Source organism: Pseudomonas sp. TH31 (assembly GCF_016650815.1).
Lineage (GTDB): Bacteria > Pseudomonadota > Gammaproteobacteria > Pseudomonadales > Pseudomonadaceae > Aquipseudomonas.
Window position 1 is genome coordinate 1 of the sequence record NZ_JAEKEZ010000009.1, and the last position, 25997, is coordinate 25997.

Annotated in this window: 16 protein-coding genes and 3 pseudogenes; 12 read left to right on the plus strand and 7 right to left on the minus strand. The window is 60.1% G+C overall.

The window, feature by feature from the left end; all coding sequences use genetic code 11:
- Nucleotides 1-89 precede the first annotated feature (89 nt).
- The 6 genes and pseudogenes from recC (at nucleotide 90) to JFV26_RS06545 (ending at nucleotide 11801) form a co-directional block, all read left to right on the plus strand.
- On the plus strand, nucleotides 90-3542 hold the full coding sequence (gene recC / locus JFV26_RS06520) for an exodeoxyribonuclease V subunit gamma (RefSeq protein WP_201190766.1): 3453 nt from the start codon (nucleotides 90-92) through the stop codon (nucleotides 3540-3542).
- Nucleotides 3539-7227, plus strand: a pseudogene (recB, locus tag JFV26_RS06525) (exodeoxyribonuclease V subunit beta). Before recC ends, recB begins: the two are co-directional and overlap by 4 nt.
- A pseudogene (gene recD, locus JFV26_RS06530) lies at nucleotides 7224-9331 on the plus strand (exodeoxyribonuclease V subunit alpha). Before recB ends, recD begins: the two co-directional pseudogenes overlap by 4 nt.
- A 120-nt stretch (nucleotides 9332-9451) precedes the next feature.
- A complete protein-coding gene (locus JFV26_RS06535; RefSeq protein WP_201190768.1) occupies nucleotides 9452-10027 on the plus strand; it encodes a YfiR family protein in 576 nt (191 codons plus the stop codon).
- The gene (locus JFV26_RS06540; protein WP_201190772.1) at nucleotides 10024-11292 is read left to right on the plus strand and encodes a diguanylate cyclase domain-containing protein; all 1269 of its coding nucleotides are present in this window, start codon (nucleotides 10024-10026) and stop codon (nucleotides 11290-11292) included. Before JFV26_RS06535 ends, JFV26_RS06540 begins: the two co-directional genes overlap by 4 nt.
- Before the next feature lie 56 nt (nucleotides 11293-11348).
- Entirely contained in the window at nucleotides 11349-11801 is a 453-nt protein-coding gene (locus tag JFV26_RS06545) for an OmpA family protein (protein ID WP_201190855.1), read from the plus strand.
- Here the strand turns inward: JFV26_RS06545 and JFV26_RS06550 are convergent.
- Nucleotides 11798-12733 carry a LysR substrate-binding domain-containing protein gene (locus JFV26_RS06550; RefSeq protein ID WP_201190857.1) on the minus strand — a complete coding sequence of 312 codons (936 nt, stop codon included), beginning with the start codon at nucleotides 12731-12733 and terminating at the stop codon, nucleotides 11798-11800. The two genes, JFV26_RS06545 and JFV26_RS06550, sit on opposite strands and share 4 nt — an antisense overlap.
- Before the next feature lie 160 nt (nucleotides 12734-12893).
- On the opposite strand from JFV26_RS06550, the gene JFV26_RS06555 reads away from it, so the two are divergent.
- Both JFV26_RS06555 and mmsB read left to right on the plus strand, forming a co-directional pair.
- Nucleotides 12894-14420 carry a CoA-acylating methylmalonate-semialdehyde dehydrogenase gene (locus JFV26_RS06555; protein ID WP_201190773.1) on the plus strand — a complete coding sequence of 509 codons (1527 nt, stop codon included), beginning with the start codon at nucleotides 12894-12896 and terminating at the stop codon, nucleotides 14418-14420.
- Nucleotides 14421-14430: 10 nt separating this feature from the next.
- Nucleotides 14431-15318: a 3-hydroxyisobutyrate dehydrogenase gene (gene mmsB / locus JFV26_RS06560; RefSeq protein ID WP_201190774.1), complete on the plus strand. Its 888-nt coding sequence runs from the start codon at nucleotides 14431-14433 to the stop codon at nucleotides 15316-15318.
- Between the two features lie 211 nt (nucleotides 15319-15529).
- Here mmsB and JFV26_RS06565 read toward each other — a convergent pair whose 3' ends face one another.
- Nucleotides 15530-15874 carry a cupin domain-containing protein gene (locus JFV26_RS06565; RefSeq protein WP_201190776.1) on the minus strand — a complete coding sequence of 115 codons (345 nt, stop codon included), beginning with the start codon at nucleotides 15872-15874 and terminating at the stop codon, nucleotides 15530-15532.
- 300 nt (nucleotides 15875-16174) lie between these two features.
- Between JFV26_RS06565 and kynB the strand changes: the two genes are divergently transcribed.
- Entirely contained in the window at nucleotides 16175-16840 is a 666-nt protein-coding gene (kynB, locus tag JFV26_RS06570) for an arylformamidase (protein ID WP_201190778.1), read from the plus strand.
- Nucleotides 16837-17691: a tryptophan 2,3-dioxygenase gene (gene kynA, locus JFV26_RS06575; RefSeq protein WP_201190780.1), complete on the plus strand. Its 855-nt coding sequence runs from the start codon at nucleotides 16837-16839 to the stop codon at nucleotides 17689-17691. The genes kynB and kynA overlap by 4 nt, the downstream gene beginning before the upstream one ends.
- 131 nt (nucleotides 17692-17822) lie before the next feature.
- Here the strand turns inward: kynA and JFV26_RS06580 are convergent.
- The 4 genes and pseudogenes from JFV26_RS06580 to antA form a co-directional block, all read right to left on the minus strand.
- Nucleotides 17823-19225, minus strand: a pseudogene (locus JFV26_RS06580) (amino acid permease).
- A 43-nt stretch (nucleotides 19226-19268) separates the two neighbouring features.
- Nucleotides 19269-20288, minus strand: a complete 1020-nt coding sequence (gene antC / locus JFV26_RS06585; RefSeq protein ID WP_201190782.1) for an anthranilate 1,2-dioxygenase electron transfer component AntC — start codon at nucleotides 20286-20288, stop codon at nucleotides 19269-19271.
- A gap of 18 nt (nucleotides 20289-20306) precedes the next feature.
- Nucleotides 20307-20798 carry an anthranilate 1,2-dioxygenase small subunit gene (gene antB / locus JFV26_RS06590; RefSeq protein WP_201190783.1) on the minus strand — a complete coding sequence of 164 codons (492 nt, stop codon included), beginning with the start codon at nucleotides 20796-20798 and terminating at the stop codon, nucleotides 20307-20309.
- 2 nt (nucleotides 20799-20800) lie between these two features.
- A complete protein-coding gene (antA, locus tag JFV26_RS06595) occupies nucleotides 20801-22216 on the minus strand; it encodes an anthranilate 1,2-dioxygenase large subunit (protein ID WP_201190785.1) in 1416 nt (471 codons plus the stop codon).
- 609 nt (nucleotides 22217-22825) lie between these two features.
- Here antA and JFV26_RS06600 point away from each other — a divergent pair.
- A complete protein-coding gene (locus tag JFV26_RS06600) occupies nucleotides 22826-23839 on the plus strand; it encodes an AraC family transcriptional regulator (RefSeq protein WP_201190787.1) in 1014 nt (337 codons plus the stop codon).
- A gap of 188 nt (nucleotides 23840-24027) precedes the next feature.
- Here JFV26_RS06600 and JFV26_RS06605 read toward each other — a convergent pair whose 3' ends face one another.
- Nucleotides 24028-24501, minus strand: coding sequence for an Lrp/AsnC family transcriptional regulator (locus tag JFV26_RS06605; protein ID WP_201190789.1), 474 nt, complete (start codon nucleotides 24499-24501; stop codon nucleotides 24028-24030).
- A gap of 220 nt (nucleotides 24502-24721) precedes the next feature.
- Here JFV26_RS06605 and kynU point away from each other — a divergent pair, with 220 nt between their 5' ends.
- Entirely contained in the window at nucleotides 24722-25972 is a 1251-nt protein-coding gene (kynU, locus tag JFV26_RS06610; RefSeq protein ID WP_201190791.1) for a kynureninase, read from the plus strand.
- The last annotated feature ends 25 nt before the right edge of the window (nucleotides 25973-25997 follow it).

Below are 25997 nucleotides of genomic sequence, written 5' to 3' on the forward strand. Positions count from 1 at the left end.
ACCGCATCTTCAGACGGCTCCCGGCTGTCACAGTCTCCCGACAGTGCTAAGGTTCGGCCCTAGCTTTTGTATTTTCCAAAGGAAGCCTTATGCCGGACGCCGCGTCCCTCAATGCTGGTTTTATGGTGGTTCAAAGCAACAGTTTGGATGAACTGCGTAGCCTTGTGATCAGCGTAATGCGGCACTACCCGCTGGCTCCCCTGGAAAATGAAATCGCCTTGGTGCAGAGCAATGGCATCGCCCAATGGCTGAAGCTTGCACTGGCCGAAGACCCTGAAGATGACGATCTGGGCGGTTGTGGCATTGCGGCGGCCATCGATGTGCAATTGCCGGGCAGCTTCATGTGGCAGCTCTATCGCATGGTCCTGGGTCGTGACGAAATCCCGGTAAAATCCCTGCTCGATAAAGCGCCGCTGACCTGGCGTCTGATGCGTCTGCTACCGCAGTTAATCGACCAACCTCATTTCGAACCCCTGCAACGTTTCCTCACCCACGATACCGATTTGCGCAAACGCTATCAGTTGTCCGAGCGTCTGGCGGATCTGTTCGATCAATACCAGGTGTACCGTGCCGACTGGCTGGAGGATTGGGCAGAAGGCCGACATCAACTACGTAATGGCAGAGGGGAAGCCAAGGCACTAACCCCGGCCAATTGCTGGCAGGCAGAGCTGTGGCGTGCGCTGCTGTTGGATGTAGGGGAACAAGGCATGGCGCAAAGTCGTGCCGGCGTTCACCAACGGTTTATCGAACGCATCAACCGTCTCGACTCGGCGCCAGGTGGATTACCGTCCCGGGTGATCGTTTTCGGGATCTCTTCGCTGCCCGCTCAAGCACTGGAAGCACTTGCTGGACTGGCTCGATTCAGCCAGGTCTTGCTGTGTGTTCATAACCCATGTCGTTACCATTGGGCAGACATCGTCGCCGATAAAGACTTGTTGCGGCATCAATACAAGCGTCAGGCGCGCAAAAGCGGCATGCCGGTTGTACTCGACCCGCAAACCCTTCACCAACACGCTCACCCCCTATTGGCCGCGTGGGGCAAGCAGGGACGGGACTACATCAATCTGCTCGACAGCTACGACGATCCCGGCAGCTATCGTGCGGCATTTCGTGATGGTCGCATCGACCTGTTCAGCGACAGTCAGCCGCAAAACATGCTCAATCAGTTGCAAGACGACATCCTTGAGCTACGTCCCTTGAGCGAGACTCGCGACCACTGGCCGGCTGTCGATTTACACAGCGATCAGTCGATCCGTTTTCACATCGCCCATAGCGCCCAGCGAGAAGTGGAAATCCTTCACGATCAACTGCTCGAGCGTTTCAGTGCCCATCCGGATTTAAGACCTCGCGACGTGATCGTGATGGTTCCGGACATCGACAGCTACGCCCCGCACATCCGCGCGGTGTTTGGTCAGCTGGAGCGCAGCGATCAGCGTTTCATTCCCTTCACGTTGGCGGATCAGGGCCAGCGTGGCCGTGATCCGTTACTGATTGCTGTCGAACACCTGCTCAAACTCCCGGACAGTCGTTTTCCGGTCAGCGAGATTCTCGATCTGCTGGACGTCCCCGCACTCCGTGCCCGGTTCGGCGTCGAAGAGCGTGACCTGCCAACGCTGCACCGCTGGATCGAAGGTGCCGGCATCCGCTGGGGAATGAATGCCGAGCAACGTGCGGGCCTAGGTCTGCCCGAGGCGCTGGAGCAAAACAGTTGGCGTTTTGGTCTGCGACGAATGCTGCTCGGTTATGCGGTCGGTAGCGCCAGTGCCTGCGAAGGCATAGAACCCTACGACGAAATTGGCGGGCTGGATGCTGCACTCATCGGTCCGTTGGTGGCGCTGCTCGACGCGCTGGAGATTGCGCACCAGCAGCTCACGCAGCCGGCGCCTCCAAGAGAGTGGGGCGTACGTTTGCAAGGGCTGGTTCAGCTGTTTTTCAAGGCCAGTAACGAGCATGACGACTACTTGCTGGCTCAACTCGAAGAGCTGCGTGAAACCTGGCTCGATACCTGCGAATCAGTGGGGTTGCAGGACGAGTTGCCGCTCACGGTCGTCCGTGAAGCCTGGCTCGCTGGTCTCGACCAGGGCCGCTTGTCCCAACGCTTTCTGGCCGGTGCAGTCAACTTCTGCACGCTGATGCCGATGCGAGCGATCCCGTTCAAACTGGTTTGCCTGCTCGGTATGAATGATGGGGATTATCCTCGAGCGCAACCGCCGCTGGACTTTGACCTGATGGGCAGTGATTACCGTCCCGGTGATCGCTCCCGGCGTGAAGATGACCGCTATCTCCTGTTGGAAGCGCTGCTGTCCGCCCGTAGTCAGCTTTATATCAGCTGGGTAGGCCGCAGCATTCGCGATAACAGCGAGCGGCCGGCCTCGGTGCTGATTGGCCAATTACGCGATCATCTCGCCAGCGGTTGGCGGCTGGCGCGGGACGCCGATGATTTGCTTGAGGCGATGACACAGGAGCATCCCCTGCAACCGTTCAGCGCCCGTTATTTCCACGAAGGCGATGCTCTGTTCAGCTACGCCAGTGAGTGGCACGTGCTTCATCAAGCCAGTGAGCAAGCCACTGATGTCGAGGTTCTCGAACCCTACATCCAGGAGGAGCCGCTGGGCTTGGGACAATTGCAGGACTTCCTGCGCAATCCCGTACGACATTTCTTCAGCCAGCGGCTCAAGGTGTTCTTTGAAGCGGCCGAAGTCCCTTTGGCCGATGAAGAACCCTTCGTGCTCGACGCGCTGCAACGCTACAGCCTCAGCGACAGCTTGCTCGAGGCCGCACTGAGTCAGCTGGATCACTGCGATTGCGCGTTGCAAGCCCAGGCCATACGCCTGCAAAACAGCGGCCTGCTGCCCATGGCCGGTTTCGGCGAATGTCTTCAACGAGAGTTGATCGAACCACTGCCGGATCTGCTGCAGCGTTATCAGCAGCTCCTGAGGTTATGGCCGACAGCGCTCACCAGTGCCGTGCCGGTAAGTCCGGAACTGCACGGCTTGCGCCTTGAAGGCTGGCTCAGTGGCCTGCATCAGCGCGCAGACGGAGGGTTGCTGTCGGTCACCACGATTCCCAACAGTATCGGCTCAATCAAGACTCGAAAATGGCATCGCCTGACGCGGCCCTGGGTCAATCACCTGGTTGCCTGCGCCAGTGGTCTATCGATGACCACAGCGCTGGTCGCCAGCGACGACAGCTTGTTGCTGGAACCGCTGGAAAAGGGTGCCGCGTTGCAGATCCTCGGTAACCTGCTGCTGGCCTGGCAATCGGGCATGCGCCAACCGTTGCCGATCGCGGTGAAAACCGCCTTCGCCTGGCTCAGTCAAACCGACCCGGTCAAAGCCCGGGCCGCCGCGCGAAAAGCCTACGAAGGCGACGGTCAGACGACCGATGGCGAGCGACGCGAAAGCCCCGCACTCGCCCGGCAATTCGCCGACTACGACAGCCTGATTGCCGATCAGACCTTCCCCGATTGGTGCGACGCCTTGTACAAGCCACTGCTTGAAGCCCCCTGGCGTTCACTGACCGGCGAGGGCGCACGCTCATGAGCACGAAGACACCGCTGGCCCTGGCTTTCCCCCTGCGCGGCAGCCAACTGATCGAGGCCAGCGCCGGGACCGGCAAGACCTTCACCATCTCCGCGCTTTATCTGCGTCTGGTCCTCGGGCATGGCGGCGAGTCGAGTGGTTTCGGGCGTGAGCTGTTACCGCCACAAATCCTCGTCGTGACCTTCACCGATGCAGCCACCAAAGAGTTGCGTGAACGTATTCGCACTCGTTTGGCCGAAGCCGCGCGTTTTTCCGGGACGAGACACCGGCACCGGACAGTCTGATTGCCGAGTTGCGCGAGCAATACCTTCCCGAGCAATGGTCCGGTTGCGCCAACCGCCTCGACATCGCCGCGCAATGGATGGACGAAGCAGCCGTCTCGACCATCCACAGTTGGTGCCAGCGCATGCTGCGTGAGCACGCCTTCGACAGTGGCAGTCTGTTCACCCAGACCCTGGAAACCGATCACAGCGATCTGCTGGGCGAAGTCCTGCGCGATTACTGGCGGCTGTTCTGCTACCCGATGCAGGGCGATGCGCTGAACTGGGTTCGCGGTAACTGGGGTGGACCCGCCGCGTTGCTGCCGCGAGTACGTGGGCTATTCGCCAGCGAACGTGAGAGCGTCGAAGCAAAGGCGCCCGCCGAACTCATTGCCCAGTGCCTCCACGAACGCCGCACCGCCTTGCTCGAACTCAAGCTGCCCTGGCGCCAATGGGCGGACGAACTGCTTGCGATCTGTCACCAGGGCGTGGCGAGTAAAAGCGTCGACGGACGCAAGATGCAGGCGCGCTACTTCGAGCCCTGGTTCGAAAAGATCAAGGCCTGGGCCGAAGACGAAGCCCTCGAGCAACTGGACATCGGCACGGGCTTCACTCGCCTGACCCCCGATGGCATGGCCGAAGCCTGGAAGGGCGATGCTCCCCATCATCCCGGGCTGGATGCCATGCCTGGCCTCAAGGTCAGTCTCGACAGTTTGCCGACGCCTGATGCCGCGGTTCTGCAACACGCTGCTCATTGGGTGGGGGCGCGGTTCGAAGAGGAAAAACGCCGCCGTGCCGAGATGGGCTTCGACGACATGTTGCTGCGTCTCGATGCTGCCTTGCAGTCCGACGGTGGTGAGCGCCTGGCCAGCCTGATCCGTGAACAGTTTCCGGTGGCGTTGATCGACGAATTCCAGGACACCGACCCGGTGCAGTACCGCATCTTCGAAAGCATCTATCGCATCGAAGACAACAACCCCGAGTGCGGTCTGTTCCTGATCGGCGACCCGAAGCAGGCGATCTACGCCTTCCGCGGCGCCGATATCTACACCTATCTGCGCGCCCGTCAGGCCACCACCGGCCGTCTGCATACATTGGGCACCAACTTCCGTTCAAGCCATGGCATGGTCGATGCCGTAAACCATGTTTTTGAACGCGCGGAGTCTCGTGAGACCGGGCGCGGTGCATTCCTCTTTCGCGAGAAAAGCGGCGAGAACCCGGTACCTTTCCTGCCTGTCGAATCCCAGGGTCGCAAAGAAGTCCTGCACCTTGATGGGCAGAGCGTACCGGCGCTGAATATCTGGCATCTGTCCGCAGATCAGCCGCTATCCGGCGTGGTGTACCGACAACAACTGGCTGGCGCTTGCGCCAGTGAAATCACGGCCCTGCTCAATGGCGGGCAACAAGGTCGTGCCGGGTTCACACAGGACGGCAAGGATTTTCGAGGTCTGTTGCCAGCGGATATCGCGATTCTGGTACGCGATGGTAAAGAGGCCCAGGCCGTGCGTGGCGAACTTTCTGCCCGCGGTGTGCGCAGCGTTTATCTGTCGGACAAGGATTCGGTGTTCGCCGCCCAGGAAGCGCACGACCTGCTGACCTGGCTCAAGGCCTGCGCCGAACCGGATGTCGAGCGTCCACTGCGGGCGGCGTTGGCCTGCATCACGCTGAACCTCTCGCTGGCCGAACTCGAGCGACTGAATCAGGACGAACTGGCCTGGGAAGCACGGGTCATGCAGTTCCGCCGCTATCGCGAGACTTGGCGCAAGCAGGGCGTGCTGCCGATGCTTCGACGTTTGCTGCATGACTTCAAACTGCCCCAGGCGTTGATCACTCGCAGCGACGGCGAGCGCGTGCTGACCAACCTGCTGCACCTGTCCGAGCTACTGCAACAAGCCGCCGCCGAACTCGATGGCGAGCAAGCCTTGATCCGTCATTTGTCCGAGCACCTGGCACTGTCCGGTCAGGCGGGTGAGGAGCAAATACTGCGCCTGGAAAGCGACGAACAACTGGTCAAGGTTGTCACTATTCACAAGTCGAAGGGGCTTGAGTATCCCTTGGTGTTTTTGCCTTTCATCTGCTCGGCGAAACCGGTGGATGGCAGCCGCCTGCCGTTGCACTACCACGATGCCGCGGGCACGGCTCAGGTAACCCTGAGGCCCACTGCCGAGTTGATCGCCCAGGCCGATGACGAGCGGCTGGCCGAGGATTTGCGCTTGCTCTATGTGGCGCTGACCCGCGCGCAGCATGCCTGCTGGCTTGGTGTGACTGACCTCAAGCGCGGCAATAACAACAGCTCGGTACTGCACCTGTCGGCATTGGGTTATTTACTGGGCGGTGGTGCGGCATTGGCCGAGTCGACAGGCCTGAGGCGCTGGCTGGAAGACTTGCAACAGGACTGCCCTGCGCTCAATTGCAGCGAGATGCCCGAGGCGACCGGCGAGCATTACCATCCACCGCGTAACGAAGCGACTTTACTCGCGCCGTTGATTCCCAAACGCAAGGCCAGCGAAAACTGGTGGATTGCCTCCTATAGCGCCTTGCGCATCGGCGACATCTTGAGCGTGGGCACTGACGAAGCGCCGGAAAGCCCGCAAGCGCAAAAGCTCTTCGACGACGAACGTCTCGATCCCGAAGCACCACGGGAAGTGCTCACCGGCGGTGCAGACATTCACCGCTTTCCCCGAGGCCCGAACCCCGGCACCTTTCTCCATGGTTTGTTGGAATGGGCCGGTGAAGAAGGGTTCAGCGCGACGCCCAAAGCCGTCGAAGACGCCGTTGGCCGTCGCTGTAATCGCCGCGGCTGGGAAGGCTGGATCGTCACGTTGAGTGACTGGTTGCAGCACCTGCTCAGATCGCCGTTGCACATCGGCGGCGGACAGCCTCCAGTGGTCTTCGAGCAACTCAACCAATACCGGGTCGAGATGGAATTCTGGTTCGCCAGTCACAAAGTCGATGTGCTCAAACTCGATGAACTGGTGCGCCAATACACCCACAACGGCGTGGCCCGAGTGGCCGCTGAGCCGGTAATGCTCAATGGTATGTTCAAAGGCTTTATCGACCTGACGTTCGAGCATGAAGGTCGTTACTACGTCGCCGACTACAAATCCAACTGGCTCGGCGTCGATGATTCGGCTTATACCGAGCAAGCCATGGAACAGTCGATCCTCGATAACCGCTACGACCTGCAATACGTGTTGTACCTGTTGGCCCTGCATCGTCAGCTCAAGGCGCGGCTGCCCGATTACGATTACGACCGACATGTCGGTGGCGCGTTGTACCTGTTCCTGCGCGGAACGCGAGCGGCCAGCCAGGGCGTTTATTTCGCCCGTCCGCCACGGGAATTGATCGAGCGCCTGGATCGTCTGTTCCAGGGCAAGCCGCAACCCAGGGCCGAGCCCGCCTGGGAACAGGGAGTACTGCTATGAGCCGCACCTTCGCCGATTTGTTGCCCACGCCATTGGCGGCCGACAGTCTGGCAGACCTGGCGCCATTGACTCGTGCGGACGACCTTTTGCTGCTGCTCACCCGCTGGGTCGAACGTGGTTGGCTGCGTGCGCTGGACAAGGCATTCGTCGCCTTCCTCCATGAGCTCGCCCCCGATGATGATCCGCTGGTGTTGCTCGCGGCAGCGTTGACCAGTCACCAGCTCGGTCACGGTCATGTCTGCCTGGACGTGTTCGAGACGCTCAAGGCGCCGGATTTCGCCCTGTCGCTGCCACCCGAAGGCGATCTGCAAAGTGGCGCGATGTTGCTGCCATCGCAATTGCTTGAAGCGCTGGACGGCGCTCACTGGTGCAAGGTGCTGGCCGCCAGCAGTCTGGTGGCACTGGCGGTAGACGGTCGTGAAGAAGCCCGGCACAGGCCCCTGGTGTTGTCGGGCAAACGCCTGTACCTGCGCCGCTACTGGGCTTATGAACGGCGCATCGACAATGCCCTGCGTCAACGCCTGGCGGAACATGAAGCAACGCCGGCGGACTTGCTCCAGCGCCTGACCGGTTTGTTCGGCCCCGCCAGGGCCGGTGAGGTGATCGACTGGCAAAAACTCGCTTGCGCCCTGGCCACTCGCGGCGCGTTCAGTATCGTCACCGGCGGTCCGGGTACCGGCAAGACCACCACCGTGGTGCGATTGCTGGCACTGCTCCAGGCGCCTGCCGTGGAGGCCGGCAAACCATTGCGTATTCGTCTGGCCGCTCCCACCGGCAAGGCGGCAGCGCGGCTGACGGAATCCATCAGCCAGCAAGTCCAGACCCTGACGGTAGCCGAGGCGGTACGGGACAAGATTCCGTCCGACGTCACCACTGTGCACCGTTTGCTGGGCAGTCGGCCCGGCACCCGACATTTCCGCCACCACGCCGGTAATCGCTTGCCACTGGATGTGCTGGTCGTCGATGAAGCATCGATGATTGACCTGGAGATGATGGCCAATTTGCTCGACGCGTTGCCGGCCCATGCGCGTCTGGTGCTGCTCGGTGACAAGGACCAACTGGCTTCCGTGGAGGCCGGTGCCGTGTTGGGCGATTTGTGTCGCGACGCCGAGGCCGGGTGGTACAGCCCGCAGACTCGCCAGTGGCTGGAGGCGGTCAGCGGCGAAAGTCTCGAAACCAGCGGTTTGCATGAGGATATGGAGGGTACTCATCCCTTGGCCCAGCAAGTGGTGATGTTGCGACACTCACGTCGATTCGGCGAGGGCAGTGGCATTGGTCAGCTGGCGCGTCGGGTCAATCAGCAACAGCCCGATGAAGCTCGCAAGCTGCTGGCCGAACGTAACTACCAAGACGTGTTTTCCATGCCGCTCAAAGGTGAACAGGATAAAGCGCTGGAGCGTTTGCTGCTGGACGGCCATCACGACGGACCACCCGGTTATCGGCATTACCTGAGTCTGCTGCGCAACCGGCGACCACCCGTCGACTGCGCCCTTGATGACAAACGCTGGACCGAGTGGGCGCGGCACGTGTTGCAAGCCTTCGATACCTTCCAGTTGTTGTGCGCTGTACGCAAAGGGCCTTGGGGGTCGAAGGCCTGAATCTACGAGTCACCGACGCCCTGCTCAAGGCCCGGCTGATCGACGGCGATCAGCAGTGGTACGAAGGCCGGCCGGTGCTGATGACCCGCAACGACTACGGCCTGGGCTTGATGAACGGCGACATCGGCATTGCGCTCAAATTGCCGGAGCGCGAGGGGCCCGAGGCAGGCAAACAGGTACTGCGTGTCGCCTTCCCGCGCAACGATGGCCAGGGGGGCGTGCGTTTTGTTCTGCCGAGCCGGCTCAACGATGTCGAGACGGTGTACGCAATGACCGTGCATAAATCCCAGGGCTCGGAATTTGCCCACACCGCGTTGATTCTGCCGGACGCCCTGAACCCGGTACTGACCAAAGAACTGATCTACACCGGGATCACCCGGGCCAAGGACTGGTTCACCCTGATCGAGCCGCGTGCCGGCGTGTTTGAGGAGGCCGTGCAACGCAAAGTGAAGCGTTTGAGCGGGTTGATGCTGGAGTTGGAGGAGGGAGATAAGTCCAGCCCTTAAAAGGCCAAGCGGTTAACGACGGAATTCTGTCCGAAGTGCCCTGTCCCGCGGTCTCGCGGGTGTTTCGGCGCTGTGCTATCGTTACGGCATCATTCCGTTAAGATCGAAGAGAATCCCTGCATGAAGGTGGCTGTCCGAGCGACAGGGTGCGTGATTGGCTGCAAGCGCGTATTGCTTGTCGGCGTACTCTGTTTGCTGACTGGCGTCGCGTCCGCTCAACCTGAAACCACCGTCAGCATGGCCGATCAACGTGCCAAAGCGGTCACCCAGGTGGTGCTCGGGATTCTCAGTTATGCCCGCTGGCCCGTGGAGCCTGCGCAGTTGCGACTGTGTGTGGTCGGCCCGACCGAATACACCGACGATCTGGTCAAGGGCTCGACCCAGGCCTCCGGTCGACCTGTCACCGTAACCAGACTGCTGGCCGACAACCCGGCAATTGCCAGTGAGTGCGATGCCGTCTATATCGGCAAGCTGACCGTCGATGAGCGCAGTCGCTTGTTCACCTCGTTGACCGGTCGCCCGGTGCTGAGCATCAGCGAAGGCAGCGATCAATGCACCGTCGGCAGCCTTTTCTGCCTGCGGGTCAGCGACGATCAGGTGTCCTTCGAGGTCAACCTCGACTCCGTCGCCCGCAGTGGCGTGCGGATTCACCCCAGTGTGTTGCAACTGTCGCGCCGCAAACCGGCGGCTCCATGAATCTATTCAAATCGGGTAAGCGCCCAACCTTGCGTTCGGTCATCGGTCGCGGTCATTTGATCGTCGCGCTGGTCGGCGTGGCCATGGCCAGCGTCTCGCTGACCCTGCTCGGGGTTCTGGCGTTGCGGGTCTATGCCGACCACAACCTGCACCTGATCGCGCGCTCGATCAACTACACCGTCGAAGCCGCAGTGGTGTTCAACGACAAGGTCGCCGCCACCGAAGCGTTGGCCTTGATCGCGTCCACCGAAGAAGTCGCCGATGCCCAGGTGCTCGACGAGCAGGGTGTGCTGCTGGCCCGTTGGCAGCGACCGGAAACCGGGTTGTTCTCCGATCTCGAAATGCAGATCGCCAAGGCCTTCCTGGAAAAACCCATCAGCATGCCCATTCTTCATCAGGGCCGGGAGATCGGCAGCATTCAGCTCACCGGCCACGGTGGCAGCCTGATGCGCTTCCTGCTCAGCGGGCTGATCGGGATCGTCGTGTGTACGGCCGTCAGTGCCTGGGTCGCGCTGTATCTGGCGCGCCGGCAGCTTCGTGGAATCACCGGACCGCTGCGCAGCCTGGCCTCTGTGGCTCACGCGGCCCGCAGCGAACGTGCCTTCGACCAACGCGTGCCGCCGGCCGACATCGCCGAGCTGGATAACCTGGGCAACGACTTCAATGCTTTGCTCGACGAGCTCGAATCCTGGCAAACCCACCTGCAAAGCGAGAACGAAACCCTCGCTCACCAGGCCAGCCATGACAGCCTCACCGGATTACCGAACCGGGCGTTTTTCGAAGGTCGATTGATTCGAGCATTGCGCAATGCCAACAAGCTCAACGAGCGGGTAGCCGTGTTGTTTCTCGACAGCGACCGGTTTAAAGAGATCAACGACAACTTCGGTCATGCCGCTGGCGATGCCGTGCTGGTGGCCGTGGCCAAGCGGGTCCGTGCGCAATTGCGCGAAGAGGATCTGGTGGCGCGTCTGGGCGGCGATGAGTTTGCTGTCCTGCTGACGCCGTTGCACAAGACTGAAGACGCCGAGCGCATTGCCGACAAGATCATTGCCAGCATGGCGGCGCCCATTTCGTTGCCTGGCAATACCTCGGTGTTGACCTCACTCAGTATTGGCATAGCCGTCTATCCCGATCATGGCGCCACTCCGGGGGCCTTGCTCGACGCCGCCGACGCGGCGATGTACCAAGCCAAGCGCCTGTCCCGAGGCGCACAGCACACGGCCGGGTCGGAGCACCCTGTCGTCCATATTCAAACCAGGAGCTAATTTCTGTGTTCTCAATCCCTCAGCGTTCCCTGCAATTTTTCACGCTCATTCTGTTCATGGGCTTATTGGCATTGACCGGTTGCCAGACCGCGCCACAAAAAGGCCTGACCCCGGTGCAGATCGCCGTACTCAAGCAACAAGGTTTCGAGTTGACCGACGAAGGCTGGGCGTTTGGCCTGTCTGGCAAAGTGCTGTTCGGCAGCGACGTTGAAAGCCTGAATGCGCAGAGTACCGAGATCGTCCAGCGCATCGGCAAGGCCCTGCTGGGTGTCGGCATCGAGCGGGTGCGGGTCGACGGTCACACCGATGCGTCGGGCAAAGAGACCTACAACCAGCAGTTGTCCCTGCGCCGGGCGAAAAGCGTCGGCAAGGTGCTGACGGCTGCCGGGATGAAAGAACAGAACATCAAGCTTCAGGGGCTCGGCAGCAAGGAGCCGGTTGCCTCCAACGACACACCGGCCGGGCGTACCGAGAATCGCCGGGTGTCCATTGTGGTGATCGCCGACTAATCGGCGAACAACATCTCTCCGGTTTTCCCCATCAACAGGCCCTGATTCTGCTCTGTAACCTGACGGATGTAATCCCACAACAGGGTGATCCGCTTGAGCTTGCGCAGGTCCTCGCGGCAGTACATCCAGAACTGCCGGGTGATGTTGATCTCTGCCGGCAACACCGGCAGCAGCCGTGGATCCTGCGCCGCCAGGAAGCACGGCAGAATCGCCAGGGATCGCCCTTGCTGCGCCGCCACGAACTGCGCGATCACGCTGGTGCTGCGCAGGTTGGCGCTGGCGCCGGGCAGCACGTTCGCCAGGTACAGCAGCTCCGAGCTGAACGCCAGGTCGTCGACATAACTGATAAATGAATGTTTACCCAAGTCGGCCGGGCGGCGGATCGGTGGGTGTTTGTCGAGGTAATCCTGGGTCGCGTACAGCTGCAATTTGTAGTCGCAGAGTTTGCAGCAGACGTACGGGCCATGCTCCGGGCGCTCCAGGGCGATGACGATGTCCGCCTCGCGCTTGGACAGGCTGATGAAGTGCGGCAGCGGCAGGATGTCCACCGAGATCGCCGGGTAGGCGTCGACGAAGTGGCTCAACTGCGGGGTGATGAAAAAACTGCCGAAGCCTTCGGTGCAGCCCATGCGCACATGCCCGGACAACGCCACGCCGGAACCGGAAACCTGCTCACAGGCCATGTGCAGCGTGCTTTCAATCGACTCGGCATAACCGAGCAAGCGCAGGCCTTCGGCGGTCAGGACGAAACCGCTGGTCCGGGACTTTTCGAACAGCAACGTGCCCAATGCCGCTTCCAGCGAATTGATGCGCCGGGACACGGTGGTGTAGTCCACCGCCAGGCGCTTGGCCGCGGTGCTGGCCTTGCGGGTGCGGGCGACTTCGAGGAAAAACTTGAGGTCATCCCAGTTCAGCGAACCTAAAGACGTGATGTTTTTTGCATATTGGACCGGCTTTTATGTGCGTTCTTATTAGAAGTTTGCACATCTATACTCCAAAAACAGTCCGACAACCAATTCGCGACACACGCCTCATCTCAAGGCGACTTACCCGCCTTGGCTCCCTGCATAACAATAAGTATTGGAGACCAGCATGAACGCATCGCTCACGCCAAACGAAACCACCGTCCAGACCGTAAAGCTGTTGATCAACGGCGAGTGGGTCGAGTCCCAGACCACCGAGTGGCACGACATCGTCAACCCGGCGACCCAGCAAGTGCTGGCCAAGGTCCCGTTTGCTACCGCGCAGGAAGTCGACGCCGCCATCAATGCTGCCCATCGCGCCTTCCAGACCTGGAAGCTGACGCCCATCGGCGCGCGGATGCGCATCATGCTCAAGCTTCAGGCGTTGATTCGCGAACACTCCAAACGCATCGCCGTGGTGTTGAGTGCCGAACAAGGTAAAACCATCGCTGACGCTGAAGGCGACATTTTCCGTGGCCTGGAAGTGGTCGAGCATGCCTGCTCCATCGGCACCCTGCAAATGGGCGAGTTCGCCGAGAACGTTGCCGGTGGCGTTGATACCTACACCCTGCGTCAGCCGATCGGCGTCTGCGCCGGCATCACCCCGTTCAACTTCCCGGCGATGATTCCGTTGTGGATGTTCCCGATGGCCATCGCCTGCGGCAACACCTTCGTGCTCAAGCCGTCCGAACAGGATCCGCTGTCGACCGTACTGCTGGTGGAACTGGCCATCGAGGCCGGTGTTCCGGCGGGCGTGCTCAACGTGGTTCACGGTGGCAAGGACGTGGTGGACGCACTTTGCACGCACAAGGACATCAAGGCGGTTTCCTTCGTCGGCTCGACCGCCGTCGGGACGCACGTCTACGACCTGGCCGGCAAACACGGCAAACGCGTGCAATCGATGATGGGCGCCAAGAACCACGCCGTGGTGCTGCCGGATGCCAATCGCGAACAAACCCTTAATGCGTTGGTCGGCGCCGGTTTCGGTGCCGCCGGTCAGCGTTGCATGGCGACGTCGGTGGTGGTGCTGGTGGGCGCGGCCAGGCAATGGCTGCCGGACCTCAAGGCACTGGCGCAGAAACTCAAAGTGAACGCGGGTAGCGAGGCGGGCACCGACGTCGGTCCGGTGATTTCCAAAAAGGCCAAGGCGCGGATTCTGGATCTGATCGAAAGCGGCATCAAGGAAGGCGCCAAGCTGGAACTCGACGGTCGCGAGATCAGCGTTCCGGGCTTCGAGAAGGGCAACTTTGTGGGGCCGACCCTGTTCTCCGGCGTAACCACCGAGATGCAGATCTACACCCAGGAAATCTTCGGCCCGGTGCTGGTGGTACTGGAAGTCGACACCCTCGACCAGGCGATTGCGCTGGTCAACGCCAACCCGTTCGGCAACGGCACCGGCCTGTTCACCCAGAGCGGTGCGGCGGCGCGTAAATTCCAGAGCGAAATCGACGTCGGCCAGGTCGGGATCAACATCCCGATTCCGGTGCCGGTCCCGTTCTTCAGCTTCACCGGTTCCCGTGGTTCGAAACTCGGCGACCTCGGCCCGTATGGCAAGCAAGTGGTGCAGTTCTACACTCAGACCAAGACTGTCACCAGTCGCTGGTTCGATGACGACAGCGTCAACGACGGTGTGAACACCACCATCAACTTGCGTTAAGGAGCCGGACATGAAAATCGCTTTTATCGGTCTCGGCAACATGGGCGCGCCGATGGCGCGCAACCTGATCAAGGCTGGCCATTCGCTGAACCTGGTCGATCTGAACAAAACCGTGCTGGCCGAGCTGGCACAACTGGGTGGCAGCATCAGCGCCTCGGCCCGCGAGGCCGCAGAAGGCGCAGAGCTGGTGATCACCATGCTCCCCGCCGCTGTGCATGTGCGCAGCGTCTGGCTGGGTGAGGATGGCGTGCTCGCCGGTATCGGCAAAGGCGTGCCGGCGGTGGATTGCAGCACCATTGATCCGCAGACCGCGCGCGAGGTGGCTGCCGCAGCGGCCAAGCAAGGCGTGGCCATGGCCGATGCACCGGTTTCCGGCGGCACCGGCGGTGCCACGGCCGGGACGCTGACCTTCATGGTCGGCGCCACCCCTGAACTGTTCGCCACCCTGCAACCTGTGCTGGCGCAGATGGGCCGCAACATCGTCCATTGCGGCGAAGTCGGCACCGGGCAAATTGCCAAGATCTGCAACAACCTGTTGCTGGCGATCTCCATGGTCGGCGTCAGTGAAGCCATGGCCCTGGGCGATGCGCTGGGGATCGACACCGGTGTGTTGGCCGGGATCATCAACAGCTCGACCGGGCGTTGCTGGAGTTCGGAAATGTACAACCCGTGGCCGGGCATCGTCGAAACGGCGCCGGCCTCGCGCGGCTATACCGGCGGTTTCGGTGCCGAACTGATGCTCAAGGATCTGGGGCTGGCCACGGAGGCGGCACGTCAGGCGCACCAACCGGTGGTGCTTGGCGCAGTGGCGCAGCAGTTGTATCAGGCGATGAGCCAGCGCGGGGAGGGTGGCAAGGACTTCTCGGCGATCATCAACAGCTATCGCAAACCCCTGTAGGCGCTGCCGAAGGCTCGGGCCGCGTTCGGACGATCTTTTGACAGGCAACACAATACGATTTTTCTCCGGGAATCCGCGTCGGTCGGCTTCCCGGTTTTTTATTCAGGCGAAATGAAAAGATCGTCCGAACGCGGCCCGAACCTTCGGCAGCTCCTACATGGGAATGTGTACACCCTGTAGGAGCTGCCGCAGGCTGCGATCTTTTGCTTTATCAGGCAAACACAAAATACTTACGCACGGTCTCAACCACTTCCCACGTGCCTTTCATCCCCGGCTCGATGACAAAGATGTCCCCGGCGCGCAGATGAATCGGCGCTTTCCCTTCCGGGGTGATGATGCAGTAGCCCTCGCGGAAATCGCAGTATTCCCACTTCACGTATTCCACGTACCACTTGCCTGGCGTGCAGATCCAGGTGCCCATGATCTTGCTGCCGTCTTCGCTGGTGTAGGCGTTGAGGTTGACGGTGTGCGGGTCGCCTTCGAGTTTTTCCCATTTGCAGGCGTCGAGCACCGGCAGCGGGTGGGTGTCGCGAAGAACGGTGATAGGTGTGGACATGTGAACTCCAGACATAAGCAGAAGAACGAAGTCGCCACCCTATAGGGCTTGGCCCGGTATCAGTTGTCTGTACTCGACACTGAGCTATCCAGAAACGCAGCGACCCTTATCAGTCCACGCAACGCTCGGCGGATGAGAGTGGCGTTTGAGCGATCTGTTTTTTCCCGTTGAAATGTCCTCTCGATAAAGCCCTGGATCCTGGCAGTTCCTGCGAAATAACCCGGCGTTTTCGAAGGTTTTCGCAAGAATATTCACCGGTATCACTCGTATCATTCATTTCGGACATGCCGAGAGTTTGCAATGAAAAAAACAAGATCGTGGTGGGACATCAGCCCGCCCTTGAGCGCGGCAACACCGACCTGGCCGGGTGATACGCCGTTTCAGGAAGCGCGCGTCTGGACCTTCGGGCCCGAGTGCCCGGTGAATGTCGGGCGCATTACCCTGTCGCCTCACACGGGCGCCCATGTCGACGCACCGCTGCACTACAGCGCTGATGGTGCGCCGATTGGCGAGGTGTCGCTGGACGTTTACATGGGGCCTTGCCGGGTATTGCATTGCCTGGACAGCGGCCCACTGGTGCATCCTGAACAACTGACGGGGCGTTTGGACGATCTGCCCGAACGTGTCCTGTTGCGCACCTATCGCCAGGCGCCGCAGACGACCTGGGATGCGGATTTCACCGCGGTCGCCAGGGAAACCGTCGACTTGCTGGCCAGCCTCGGAGTGCGCTTGATCGGCATCGATACGCCTTCGCTGGACCCGCAGCAATCCAAGACCATGGATTCGCACAATGCGGTGGCCCGCCATGGCATGGCGATCCTGGAAGGCATCGTGCTCGATGAGGTACCGGAAGGGGACTACGAACTGATTGCCCTGCCGCTGCGCTTTGCCCATCTCGACGCCAGCCCGGTCCGGGCCATTTTGCGTCCACTCAATACACCGCCATGTGAGGAGCCTGCACAATGAGCCAATGTCCGTATTCATCAGGTCACCCGCCAGAAGAATGGCATGACGCCGAGCTGAATTTTTCCGATTCCATGAGCTATGGCGACTACCTGGATCTTGGGCGCATTCTCAGTGCCCAGCACCCGTTGTCGCCGGACCATAACGAGATGCTGTTCATCATCCAGCACCAGACTTCCGAGCTGTGGATGAAGCTGATGTTGCACGAGCTCAAGGCTGCCCGCGAACACCTGCGCCTGGGCGAATTGCCGCCGGCCTTCAAGATGCTGGCGCGGGTTTCGCGGATTTTTGATCAACTGGTGCATGCCTGGACGGTGCTGGCCACCATGACCCCGACCGAGTACCACTCGATTCGGCCATTTTTGGGGCAGTCCTCGGGCTTTCAATCGTTTCAGTACCGTGAGATCGAGTTCATTCTGGGCAACAAAAGCGCGACCCTGTTACGCCCCCATGCCCATCGTCCGGAGCTGTTGCAGGAACTCGAAAAGGCGATCGCCACCCCGTCGCTGTATGACGAAGCGATTCGTTTGATGGCCAGCGCCGGCCTGCAGATTGACCCGCAGCGCTTCGAGCGTGACCCGAGCAGCGCGACGCAGCATGACGCCTCGGTCGAGGCTGCCTGGCGCGAGGTCTACACCGACCCGTCGCGTTACTGGGATCTCTATCAACTGGCCGAAAAGCTCATCGACCTCGAGGACTCGTTCCGCCAATGGCGCTTCCGGCATGTCACCACCGTTGAGCGGATCATCGGTTTCCAGCCGGGCACCGGCGGCACGGAAGGGGTGGGTTACTTGCGCAAGATGCTCGATACCGTGCTGTTCCCGGAGTTGTGGCGCGTACGCTCGACGCTCTGATCCGACACAGACAAAAAAGCCCCGGCATTCATTGAATCCGGGGCATTTTTTTGGGTGATCGCCAAAGATTTTCGGTGCAGACCCGATCCCCGTAGGAGCTGCCGCAGGCTGCGATCTTTTCGGGCCTGACGCTACTGAACGGCTGGCAACCCACGCTCCCGCGCCACCCGCACCCGGTAGAAAACGTAGATGATCAACACCCACACCGGTATCGCGAAGACCGAGGCGCGTATGCCAGGGATCATCCACATCACGCAGATGATCATGGCCATGAACGCCAGGCACAGGTAGTTGCTGAAGGGAAACCAGAACGACTTGAAGCCCGGCACGATGCCTTGCTGGCCCATGACCTTGCGAAACTTCAGGTGGGTCAGGCTGATCAGTGTCCAGTTGATCATCAGCGAGGCGACCACCAGGGCGAACAGCAGCTCCAGCGCTTCATGCGGGGCGAGATAGTTGACCAGCACCGACAACATCGTGATCAGCGCCGATAGGCCCAGCGCGCGCAACGGCACGCCCTGTTTGTTCAGCTTCATCAGCGACTTCGGTGCATCGCCCTGTTCGGCCAGGCCGTAGAGCATACGGCTGTTGCAGTAGACGCCGCTGTTGTAGACCGACAGCGCCGCTGTGAGCACCACGAAGTTGAGGATTTGTGCCGCCGTATCACTGCCGATCAGCGAGAAAATCTGCACGAACGGGCTGCCGCTGTAAGTATCGCCGGACGCGCCGAGGGTCTGCAGCAGTTGATCCCATGGGTACAGCGAAAGCAGTACGGTGAGAGCGCCGACGTAGAAGATCAACACCCGATAAACCACCTGGTTGATCGCTTTGGGGATGACTTTCCTCGGTTCGCTGGCTTCCGCCGCGGTGATGCCGACCAGTTCCAGGCCACCGAAGGAGAACATGATGAACGCCATCGACATCAGCAAGCCGGTGGTGCCATTGGGGAAAAACCGCCGTGGCTCCATAGATTGCTGACCGAAGCCTGGGGGCCGCCCGAGCCGCTGAACAGCATGTAGCAACCCAGAACGATCATGCCGATGATGGCCACGACCTTGATGATCGCAAACCAGAACTCCATCTCGCCGAAGACTTTGACGTTCAGCGTATTGATCAGGTTGACCAGCACGAAGAACACCGCCGCGCTGACCCAGGTGGGAATTTCCGGCCACCAGAACTGCACGTATTTGCCGACGGCCGTCAGCTCTGCCATGCCGACCAGCACATACAGCACCCAGTAGTTCCAGCCGGACAGGAATCCGGCATAACCGCCCCAGTATTTGTGGGCGAAGTGACTGAAAGAACCGGCAACCGGCTCCTCGACGATCATCTCCCCCAGCTGGCGCATGATCAGGAAGGCGATGAACCCGGCAATCGCGTAGCCAAGAATCATTGACGGCCCTGCGGACTTGAGTACGCCGGCCGAACCGAGGAACAGCCCGGTACCAATCGCTCCGCCCAGGGCGATCAGTTGAATATGGCGATTTTTCAATCCTCGTTTGAGCTCGCCCTGTTGCAAGATTTCATCCGCCATCTCGTTCCCTTTTGATTATTGTTGTCAGGTCTGATGTGAAGCGTCAGATATTACTCTCGGTGAACTTTTCGTAATACAGATGAACGCTGTCCAGGGCCTGGGATTGCAGCCAGCTCTTGATCGATTCGACCATCGGCGGTGGTCCGCAGACATACATATCGGCAGGTGCGTCGTGGAGTTCACTGATATCGAAATGTTCGGCAATGTAGCCGCGTTTTCCTGTCCACTGCGGCGACGGATCACTCACCACTTCAGTGTAGCGAAACCCTGGAATGCGCTCGGCATAGGCCTCGATGCGTGCTCGTTCGCACAGGTCGGCAGCGTCCCGCACGCCGTAGTACAAATGCACCGGTTGCGGGCACCCACGCTCGGCCAATTCGTCGAGCATGCCCAGCAGCGCGGAAAGCCCGGTACCGCCCGCCACCAGGATCAGGGGCTTGGCAACGTGACGAAGATAGAAGGCGCCCAGCGGTGCCTCCAGCCCGATTTTGTCGCCCACCTGGCAGCGTTCACGGATGTAGTTGCTCATCATGCCGTCGGGTAACAGTCGAATCAGGAATTGCAGTTGATTGCTGCTGCTCGGTCGGTTGGCGAACGAATAGGAACGCTTGCTTTGAGTGCCCGGGATCAGCAGCCTGGCGTATTGCCCCGGCAGGAAATCCAGTTGGCCTGTCGGGCCAAGGTCCAGATGCAGGATCGCGGTACTGGCCGACACCTGTCGGACTTCAGTGACTGTGCCGCTGAGAGGCTCAGGACCCGATGCGTTGCACAGGCTTGAAGCAAAGTCGAAATAGAACGCTGCGTCGGATTTGACCCGGGTCTGGCAGGAAAGCATTTTGCGTTGCAGCAAGTCTTGGGCGCAGAGGGCTTCCTCGTCGACGTAATCCTGGCTGTAGTCACCCGAGTCGCAGCGACCCTGGCAGGTTCCGCAGACACCTTCGCGGCAATCCAGGGGAATGTTGATGCCATTGCGCAGGGCGGCGTCGAGCAGTATTTCGTTGGCTTGTACGGGAAAGAACAGCGTTTTGCCGTCGGCAAAGCTGAACGCGACCTTATGGTTCATGCCCCGGTCTCCATGGTTTCAGAGGTGATAGAAATCGAGCACCGAATTGATGGTGTCGTTGAGCAGCAGCACATGCTTGCGAGTGATCAGCCAGCTGTCTGCGTGGGGCTTGAGGTGATAGGTCGCGCGGCCGTAAAACTGTTCGGACGTGGCCAGGCGATAGAACAGGGTGTGCCAGTTCAGGCGCACTTCCAGCTCTGCGCCGTCGAGTTCGCTGATCCGCACGTTGTTGATCAGGTGCGAGGTGCGCGGCATCGGCGTCGATGAGGCGGATTTACCGGTACGCAGGCGGAATACCCGGTCTTCCAGCCCCGAACGGTTGGGGTAGTAGATCAGCGACATTTCGCGTTTCGGGTCGCGGGTGTAGACGTGTTCCGAGTCCCATTGCGGCAGGTGAAATTCACTCTGCTCGTCGAACAGGTTGATATAGGCGTCCCACTCCCGGGCATCGCACAGTTCGGATTTGCGGTAGAAAAACTGCTCGATCTGGTACTGCAATTGCGCATTCATGTTCACACCTCACGCAGTTTCAGGGATTTCGCTTCCAGGCCATCGAGCAGGAATTTCTGCCAGTTGCTGTGCTGGTTGACGTAAAGCCCTTCGTGGGTGAATTCGGTGCCGGTCATGGCCGGTGCGATGCCGATGGACTCGCTGTTGGGCGTGGCACCGGTTTCCCAGCGGTGGCTGCCGCGGGAAATATCGCTCCAGCGTTCCAGGCGTGCCTGGAAACCGCGCTGGGCTTCGCGAAACTCCACCAGGTCATCCGGTGTGCCCAGGCCCGAGACGTTGAAGAAGTCTTCGAACTGACGAATGCGGTTTTCCCGATCGGCGTCCGACTCGTTTTTAACCCCCAGGCACTGGCTGATGATCTCGGTTTTGTTCCAGGCCAGCGGGCGGATGATGCGCAATTGCGAGCTGATCTGATCGAGGAAAAACAGGCTCGGATAGATGTTCAGGTTGCGCAGCCGATGCATCATCCATTCGGCTTTTTCCTGGCCGTGCTCTTCGATCAGGCGCGGCATGATCGTGGCGTAGCCGGAGCGCACCGCAGGGTTCGGCATGTCACTGAATAACAGGCTGTGACCATTGTTGAACGCGAACCAGCCGTCATCGGTGTTGGCGTCGCCGGCGCCGAGCTTGCTGTAGTCCAGCGTGCCGCTGGAGCGGGTGCCATTCTCGGTGTCGACCTGCTGGCGGTGCTGCACGGTGGCCACGTAGTTATAGTGGACGGTGCTGACGTGATAGCCGTCCAGGCCGTTTTCATTCTGCAGTTTCCAGTTGCCGTCGTAGGTGTACGCCGACTTGCCGGGCAACACCTCCAGCTCACCGGTCGGCGACTGGGCAACCATCATGTCGAAGAACACCTTGGCGTCGCCGAGGAAGTCTTCGAGGCTGTTATCGGCGTGTACATCCAGGCTGATAAACACAAAACCCCTGTAGCTCTGGATGCGCGCTTTTTTCAGGCCGCGGGTGGCCTTGTCGAAACCTTCGGGGTATTCGCCGGGCGCCTTGACCTTCACCAGGCGGCCGTCGCTTTTGTAGCACCACGCATGGAACGGGCAGGTGAAGGTCGACTGGTTGCCCTTGCCGACGCGGGTCAGCGTCGTGCCACGATGTTGGCAGGCGTTGATCAGGGCATTGAGCTGGCCGTCGCCGTCGCGGGTAATGATCATGGGCTGGCGGCCGGCGCGCATCGTCACGAAGTCGTGATTGTTGGCCAGCTCGCTTTCATGGCAGGCGTAAATCCAGTTCTTTTCGAAGATCAGCTCCATCTCCAGGTCGAACAACTGCGGCTCGGTGAAAATATCCCGGGCGATCCGGAATACGCCGTCTATCGGACGGAAGTCCAGGCAGCCTTCAATAAACGCTTTCCACTGCTCGAGGTTTTTTCGCCACTCATGGGTCTGTACCTTTTTTGTTCGGGGCAATCGGTTGTGCTCATTAGAGGGAGTGGGGAGGGGCGGGGTCTATCCGGTTTGTCGGCGAAGGCAGTCCATAAAATTGGCGGGCAGTGGCGGGTAATGCCGATCAGTTAAGCCGACACTCGATTCTGTAGCAGCTGGCGAAGCCTGCGTTCGGCTGCGAAGCAGTCGTGAAATCCGGCCACGCGGTGTTCCAGAAAGACCGCATGCTCAGGGTTTACGACTGCTTCGCAGCCGAACGCAGGCTCCGCCAGCTGCTACAAAAGTGCGCATTTCGCCCGAAATCTTCTTAACTGATCGGCATTAGGCAGTGGCGGGCCTAAAAGATCGTGCGCGCCGGGTAACAGGCCGGCGTATCAATCGTGCAGCGCCTACCCAAATCCCGCACCAAGCGATAAACGGCCGCACCTGTTTGCAGCATTCAGGTACTGTTTTGTGGGGCGGGTGTGCTGTACGAGGATGCGCCCAAGGTTTAACGCGACTGCTCTATCCACTTAGTCGGTGATTGCTATCCACTGGGTTGGACGGGCGGTTTTGTGGCTTGGAACTTGCTGTTTTCAAGCCGACTACGCGCCGTTAGAGCGCGCTGAAGAAAATGGCCGTGAGTGCACCGTGATGAATAGCAAAACTGATCCGCAGTTTCGCGACATTCGTATTGATCGTTTTGACCTTGAGGGTGCGAGGAACTGGATGTCCGGCATCTGTGGGCCGCATCGTCTCGTGACTGCGACCCCCGAGCGCATTCGCTTTCATCACAGCGCCAATGTATTCAAGTCGATGGCCACCACGTTGGGCACGATCGAATACGGCACCGATGTCACCGTCGACATCGAAGACGCCGAACACTTCAGCAGCTACAGCTTGAGTTTGCCGCTGGTGGGCGAGCAGGAGTTGAGCAAGAACGGCAGCGTATTGAAGTCCAACCGCGATCAAGGCGTGATCATTTCACCGAATGAAAACCAGGTACTGGCGATCTCCGGCGATTGCCGCAAAGTCCAGGTGGTCATCACTCGCGCCGCCATGAGTGAGTCGCTGGAGGGCCTGTTGCAGCGACCGCTGGAGGCGCCGTTGCGGTTCGAGTCGGTGATGGACGCGGTCGACGGCGCATCGGCCTCGTGGTGGCGGATGGCGCGGTATTTCATCGCCGAGCTGGAGCGCAGCAGCGAGCTGTATGAGCAGGTGGCGTTCACCCGGGATATCGAGAGTTCATTGATCAAAGGCTTGATCCTCGCTCAGCCGAACAATTACTCCGAAGAACTGAGGAGCGTGTTGGGCGTGAAGTTGCCGCACTATCTGATCATTGCCCGGCAATACATCCACGCCAACGCCCGGGAAGCGCTGCACCTTGAGGACATCGAAGCCGCGACCGGGGTTTCACGCTTCAAGTTGTTCGAGGCCTTCAAGAAGTACTTCGCACTGTCGCCAATGGTTTACCTGAAAAAATACCGCTTGAACGCCGTGCGCCAGGACATTCTTGAGCATGGTTCGGCGCGCAATATTTCCGAGATCGCCCTGAGCTGGGGCTTCACGCACCTCGGGCGTTTTTCTGTCGAGTACCGCAAGTTGTTCGACGAATCCCCGAGCATGACCTTGCAGCGTAATGAAGCCCGCCGCATGCGCGGTTTCTAGGGCGCAGCAGTTAAGAAGATCCCGAGCGAATGCGCTCTTTTGTAGCAGCTGGCGAAGCCTGCGTTCGACTGCGAAGCAGTCGTAAACCCTGAATGCAAGGTCTTCCTGATGCACCGCGCCGTCTGATTTAACGACTGCTGCGCAGCCGAACGCAGGCTACGCCAGCTGCTACGCATCGCGTGTGGACCTTATTTGCGCACCACCAAATCCAGCAACTCCTCACGTTCCTTGATTTTCTGCAGGACGATTTCAGAGCGGATATCGGTGACGCCGGCGGTGCGGTTCAACTGATTGACGATGAAATCAGAGAAGTGTTTGAGGTTGCGTGCCTGGACCCGCAACACATAGTTGCTCGCCCCGGTAATCACATAAGCGGTGACGACTTCGGGCCACAACTGGACCTTCTTGATGAAGGTCTCATGCCAGTCCTCGACGTCCTGTCGCAACGACACATGGACGATGGCTTCGAGCTCGATTCCCAGCCGTTCGGCACTCAGTACCGCGCGATAACCGGTGATGATTCCCTCACTTTCCAGCAGGCGCAAACGGCGTAAACAGGCCGACGGCGAGAGGGCTACTTTCTCCGCCAATTCCTGGTTACTGATACGGCCATCCTGTTGCAGGTAATGCAGGATTCGCAGGTCTGTCGCGTCGAGAATCATGATTGAATAAATCCGCGTTTATTGGGGTTTGATTCGAATTTCCTGCGAGATAACTACTATATGGCTGGTTACTTTGCACGAAAATTCTCCAAAGCTTCGTTCATTATTTCTCCACCGAGAAGGAGCAGAACCCCCCTGAAAAATGGCACTGGGCACCTTCCCCGACTCGATTATCGCGATCTGCCCGGACGGCACATCCTTGAAAAAAACAGGACACCCGATGACGACAAGAAACGATTGCCTGGCGCTTGATGCCCAGGACGCTCTCGCACCACTGCGTCAGCGATTTGCACTGCCCGAAGGGGTGATTTATCTCGACGGCAACTCGCTGGGGGCACGGCCGGTCGCCGCTTTGGCGCGTGCTCAAGAGGTGATCGCCGAGGAATGGGGCAATGGCCTGATTCGCAGCTGGAACAGCGCTGGCTGGCGCGACCTCAGCGAACATCTGGGCAATCGATTGGCCGGGCTGATTGGTGCGCGTGAGGGTGAAGTGGTGGTCACCGACACGACCTCGATCAACCTGTTCAAGGTGCTCAGCGCCGCTTTGCGGGTGCAGGCCAGCCGGTCGCCGACGCGGCGGGTGATCGTTACCGAAACCGGCAATTTCCCCACCGACCTGTACATCGCCGAAGGTCTGGCAGACATGCTGCAGCAGGGTTACACCTTGCGCCTGGTCGATAGCCCGGAAGAGTTGCCGCAAGCGATTGACCAGGACACCGCCGTGGTCATGCTCACCCACGTCAACTACAAAACCGGCTACATGCACGACATGCAGGCCTTGACCACGCTGACCCACGAATGTGGCGCGCTGGCCATTTGGGACCTGGCGCATTCGGCTGGCGCGGTCCCGGTCGACCTGCATCAGGCGCGTGCCGATTACGCAATCGGCTGCACCTACAAGTACCTCAATGGCGGTCCCGGTTCGCAGGCCTTTGTCTGGGTCTCGCCTGACTTGTGTGATCTGGTGGCGCAGCCGTTGTCTGGCTGGTTCGGGCATTCGCGACAGTTCGCCATGGAGCCGGGCTACGAGCCGAGCAGCGGTATCGCTCGCTACTTGTGCGGCACGCAACCGATCACCTCATTGGCGATGGTCGAATGCGGTCTGGATATTTTCGCCCAGACCGACATGGCCAGCCTGCGCCGCAAATCCCTGGCCCTGACCGACCTGTTTATCGAACGGGTCGAGCAGCGCTGCGCCGCCCACGAACTGACCCTGATCACCCCGCGCGAACATGCCAGGCGTGGCAGCCATGTCAGCTTCGAACATCCCGAAGGTTATGCGGTTATTCAGGCCCTGATCGCCCGTGGTGTGATCGGTGACTACCGTGAGCCGCAGATCATGCGCTTCGGTTTTACCCCGCTGTACACAACCTTTACCGAGGTCTGGGAGGCGGTGCAGATCCTCGGCGAAATCCTTGATCAGAAAACCTGGTCGCAAGCGCAATTCCAGGTCCGCCACAGCGTGACCTGATACATCCGGCCTGCTTTCGCGCGAC

Coding starts and splice junctions, on each gene's coding strand:
- kynB (WP_201190778.1), top strand. CDS start 16,175: ATGAAAAAAACAAGATCGTGGTGGGACATCAGCCCGCCCTTGAGCGCG.
- kynU (WP_201190791.1), top strand. CDS start 24,722: ATGACGACAAGAAACGATTGCCTGGCGCTTGATGCCCAGGACGCTCTC.
- JFV26_RS06565 (WP_201190776.1), bottom strand. CDS start 15,874: ATGTCCACACCTATCACCGTTCTTCGCGACACCCACCCGCTGCCGGTG.
- JFV26_RS06545 (WP_201190855.1), top strand. CDS start 11,349: ATGGGCTTATTGGCATTGACCGGTTGCCAGACCGCGCCACAAAAAGGC.
- JFV26_RS06540 (WP_201190772.1), top strand. CDS start 10,024: ATGAATCTATTCAAATCGGGTAAGCGCCCAACCTTGCGTTCGGTCATC.
- JFV26_RS06555 (WP_201190773.1), top strand. CDS start 12,894: ATGAACGCATCGCTCACGCCAAACGAAACCACCGTCCAGACCGTAAAG.
- JFV26_RS06535 (WP_201190768.1), top strand. CDS start 9,452: ATGAAGGTGGCTGTCCGAGCGACAGGGTGCGTGATTGGCTGCAAGCGC.
- JFV26_RS06600 (WP_201190787.1), top strand. CDS start 22,826: ATGAATAGCAAAACTGATCCGCAGTTTCGCGACATTCGTATTGATCGT.
- antC (WP_201190782.1), bottom strand. CDS start 20,288: ATGAACCATAAGGTCGCGTTCAGCTTTGCCGACGGCAAAACGCTGTTC.
- recC (WP_201190766.1), top strand. CDS start 90: ATGCCGGACGCCGCGTCCCTCAATGCTGGTTTTATGGTGGTTCAAAGC.
- kynA (WP_201190780.1), top strand. CDS start 16,837: ATGAGCCAATGTCCGTATTCATCAGGTCACCCGCCAGAAGAATGGCAT.
- mmsB (WP_201190774.1), top strand. CDS start 14,431: ATGAAAATCGCTTTTATCGGTCTCGGCAACATGGGCGCGCCGATGGCG.
- JFV26_RS06605 (WP_201190789.1), bottom strand. CDS start 24,501: ATGATTCTCGACGCGACAGACCTGCGAATCCTGCATTACCTGCAACAG.
- antB (WP_201190783.1), bottom strand. CDS start 20,798: ATGAATGCGCAATTGCAGTACCAGATCGAGCAGTTTTTCTACCGCAAA.